The organism is Streptomyces recifensis (genome assembly GCF_002154615.1).
Lineage (GTDB): Bacteria > Actinomycetota > Actinomycetes > Streptomycetales > Streptomycetaceae > Streptomyces > Streptomyces griseoluteus.
On the sequence record NZ_MUNH01000813.1, the window covers coordinates 1 to 3,639 of the forward strand.

4 protein-coding genes are annotated in these 3,639 nt (G+C 70.2%); all 4 read right to left on the bottom strand.

Annotated features, from left to right (window positions below):
• Positions 1 to 1,127, bottom strand: a 1,127-nt coding sequence (locus CCN33_RS29965) for an ABC-2 family transporter permease (RefSeq protein ID WP_107484024.1), incomplete at its 3' end; no start/stop codon positions are given.
• Complete coding sequence (locus tag CCN33_RS29970) at positions 1,124 to 2,086, bottom strand: ABC transporter ATP-binding protein (RefSeq protein WP_086696456.1); 963 nt, start codon at positions 2,084 to 2,086, stop codon at positions 1,124 to 1,126. The genes CCN33_RS29970 and CCN33_RS29965, both read right to left, overlap by 4 nt.
• Before the next feature lie 471 nt (positions 2,087 to 2,557).
• Positions 2,558 to 2,920, bottom strand: a complete 363-nt coding sequence (locus tag CCN33_RS29975; protein WP_086696458.1) for a hypothetical protein — start codon at positions 2,918 to 2,920, stop codon at positions 2,558 to 2,560.
• Positions 2,921 to 2,948: 28 nt separating this feature from the next.
• Positions 2,949 to 3,639: hypothetical protein (locus tag CCN33_RS29980; protein ID WP_244173990.1), on the bottom strand; the 691-nt coding region annotated here is incomplete at its 5' end.

Consider the following 3,639-nt stretch of genomic DNA (forward strand, 5'->3'; position numbering starts at 1 on the left):
AACTCCACCGGCCCGCCGTCACCCAACGGCCCTTCGGTGACGGCGGGCCGGTGGAGTTGGTCGGTCTGTGTGCGGTACAGGTGGGCGAACTCGGTGGCGAGCGCGTTCTGCACCTTGGCCTGCTCGATCCCGGAGCCGGTGGCCGTGGTCGTCGTCGCCGCCACGACCGCGACCGTCACGCCGAGCAGCCCCGCGAGCGGCAGGGCGGCCGTGCCGACCGCACGGCGTGCGGAGCCGTCGTCCGCGGGGTTGGTGAAGTCCCGGCGCAGGAAGAGGACACAGGCAAGCGCCGTAGCCGTCACTGCCCACAGGAGGCCGACGACGATGCCGATGAGGAGCGGAGCGAGCTGCGCCGGGCCGGTGAACAGGCCGTTCCAGGTGAGGAAGGCGTTGCCGGGCAGGGCGAGGCGTACGGCGACGGGAAGCGGGAGCATCTGGGCGAGCTGCATCGCCAGCGCGACGAGCGCGGGCAGCAGCAGACCCATCGGGGAGCGCCCGAGTACGACCGACCCGAGGAGCCCGATTCCGGCGAGGGCCAGGGTCGGGGCGAGTACACAGGCCCAGGCCAGCAGGACCGTGCCGGCGGCGTTCCCCGGCGCCAGCAGATGGCCGTCGAGGCCGACCAGCGGCCGGTTGCCGACGGCAACCAGCCCGCCGGCCGTGCTGGAGACGGCCAGTCCGGCCACGAGCAGCAGGACGACGGTGAGACCGGCCAGTGCCTTTGCCGCGAAGATCCGCAGGGGCGAGCGGACGGCGACGAGGAGGTGGCGCCAGGTGCCCAGCCGGTCCTCCGAGGCGAAGACGTCGCCGGCGACGACAGAGGTGAGCAGCGGAAGCGCCCAGGTGCCGGCGAAGCCGAGCGTGACCAGCGGTCCCGCCCACCCGGTGGCGTGCATCCAGCGGCCGAAGAGGGTGTCCGTGGGCAGCGTGCTCTGCGCGCTCACCCCGGCCACGAACAGCGCCGGCGCGATCCAGCAGGCGAGGAGCAGGATACGGATCCGCCACTGGGCGAGGAGCTTGACGACCTCGAAGCGGTAGCTTCGGGCAACTGTGACGCGGCCTGGTGCGGGAGTGTGTGCTTCTCCCCGCGGTACGGCGGTCGGCGTGGGGCTTGCGGTTGTGGTCATCGACCGGTCTCCTGCTGCTGGGCATCGGTCGTCCGATGCTCGGTCAGGGCCAGAAACGCGGCCTCCAACGGAGAGACGACCGGCGCGAGTTCGCGCAGGGAGACGCCCTCGTGGACGAGCCGCACCACCAAGTCGTCCAGGGCGGCCACCGGCGCACGCACCACGAGCACCTCCCCACCTTGGCGCCCCGTGGCGTCGTCGGACAGGTGGATTCCCGGCGCGTCGGCGGCCAGCCGGCGTGCGCGTTGCGGGTCGGACGTCAGCAGCCGGTAGTCGAGTTCACGGTTCTCGGTGGCCAGCTTGCCCAGCGGCCCCGAGAAGACGATCCGTCCCGTCGCGAGGATGGTGACCTCGGAACACAGGGCCTCCAGGTCGTCCATGCGGTGGCTGGAGAGCACGACGCTCGTTCCCTCCCGCGCCAGCCGGGTGAGGACGCCGTGGACGTGTCTCTTCCCAGCCGGGTCAAGGCCGTTGAAGGGTTCGTCCAGGACGAGCAGCCGCGGCTTGCCGAGCAGGGCCGCGGCGAGGCCGAGCCGTTGGCGCATGCCCAGGGAGAAGCCGCGGGTGCGGTCGTCGGCGACGTCGGTGAGCCCCACCTGTGCGAGTACGTCGTCGATCCCGCTCGTCCGCGTGTCGTCGCCCCGCAGAGCTGCCAGCGCGGCGAGGTTCTGCCGCGCGGTGAGCGAGGGGTACAGCCCCGGCCCGTCCACGAACCCGGCGACACCGCCGGGCGCTTCGAACGCCCTGCCCACCGGCGTGCCGAAGACCTCCAGACGTCCGCTGTCGGCCACGGTCAGGCCGAGAAGGAGACCGAGCAGCGTCGTCTTGCCGGCGCCGTTCGGACCGACCAGGCCGTGGATCTGTCCCTGTGCCACATCCAGGTCGGCGTCGTCGAGCGCGACGACGTCGCCGAAGCACTTGGAGATGCCGCGAGCCCGGATCGCCAACGTAGAGTCCATGAGCCCCTTCTTTCGGAAAGCCTCATGGACCCTAGAAAGCACACACGACACTGACAGGACTCACCGGTTGAACGCTCAGGGAACGGAACCTCAACCGGGAGTCAACTCACGTCCGGCACGCCTGGGATCGTCCCAGGTGGCCGAAGTCCATGGCCCGCGCGTCAGCGGGCCGGCAGACGTGGCAGGCGCCGGCGCCAATCAGTACTTCCCGTCTGACCCCCAGGGTGGCAGCGGCGAAGGCCAACACGAGCGCTGCTGCCTCGGGTGTCGTGACGTCTTTCGTCCAGCCGGCCGCGTGCCAGCCGCTGCACTGCAACCGGAAGCGGTGGACGCCATGGGCATGTTCCACCTCGTGGACGTAAGGCTGCTTCCAGCACCGGCCGTGCCGCTCGGTCCGTCACAGGTGTGCGCGCACCGAGTCCACGAGGAAGCGGCCCCGTGCGCCGGCCTGGCACGCACTTTTGGGCGCTGTCACCGGTCACCGGGCCGCCGGCGGTCCAGCAGTCCGTGGAGGTGCTCGGCGGCGTCCTCGATGTCAGCGTATTTCTGCTGTCCGGCGCGTACCTTGGCGGAGAGCACGCCGCAGCGGTGGACGCGCTCGAAATCGCCGTAGGGGAATTTGTACCGGCCCTTGGTCTCCTCACCCATCTCGTCGTCGATGCCCAGGTACCACCTGGCGTACTCGTCGAATCCGTGCTTCTCAAGGTAGGCATTCTCGTCCGCCGCCGAAGGCCGGTGCTCGCTCCACTCGTCCCGGTCGTCCAGGACGATCCGGCCCTCTTCAGCCAGTTTCTTCGCGTGGTCGAACGCCCTCGCGTTCAGTTTCACCGTCATGCCGTTCACCGCCCATCGACTGGCGCGTTCACATGTCGGCTGCTGCCGCCCGGATGTCCTGCCGCGCCTGCCCCATCATCTCGTCCAAGTCGCCGACCTCAGGAGCGAGTTCCCGCGCGCGCGGCGCGATCTGCTGCAGCCAGGCCGCAGTGGCCAAGGCCAGTTCGACAGCTTCCTGGGTGCGCTCCTCGCCGAGCAGCTTCTCGACCTCGAAAGCAATGCTCGCGAGCGTGTCGTCATCGGTGGCGGGCACCAAGTAGGGCTCCAGGCCCGGCGGATACGGTGTCCGCTCCCGGTACTCACGCATCGCGGTCACGACCGCGGGCACCGCGCTGTACGTGTCGAGGAGGCCCATGAAGACGTACAGGCGGGCCACCAGCCGTGGCAGGCCGGGGTGCCGATCCAGCCAGGCCATCAGCTCACGCTGATCACCGAAGTGGTCCTTGATCTGCGACATCGTCTCTGCGACCCGGTTGGGCCAGGTCCAGTGGAAGGGCAGCAGCCGCGCCACCTGCTGGGCGAGCGCCGCTTCGCCCTCCGCGTCCAGCGTGCCGGCGACGAATTCGGCGACCTGCCTGTCGTCCAGCCCGTAGTCGGCCGGCGCCGTCCGGTCCTGTGAGCTCTGTGACGAGTTGTGGCGCAGACGCAACAGCTGTGTGCCGATCTTGCTCAGTGTCCGGTTGCGCATTGTTCCTCCCTCGCGCCCCGTGCCCGGCGCA

Bases quoted from the DNA above. Each gene is read 5' to 3' on its own strand.
- CCN33_RS29970 (WP_086696456.1), bottom strand. From the start codon at position 2,086: ATGGACTCTACGTTGGCGATCCGGGCTCGCGGCATCTCCAAGTGCTTC.
- CCN33_RS29975 (WP_086696458.1), bottom strand. From the start codon at position 2,920: ATGACGGTGAAACTGAACGCGAGGGCGTTCGACCACGCGAAGAAACTG.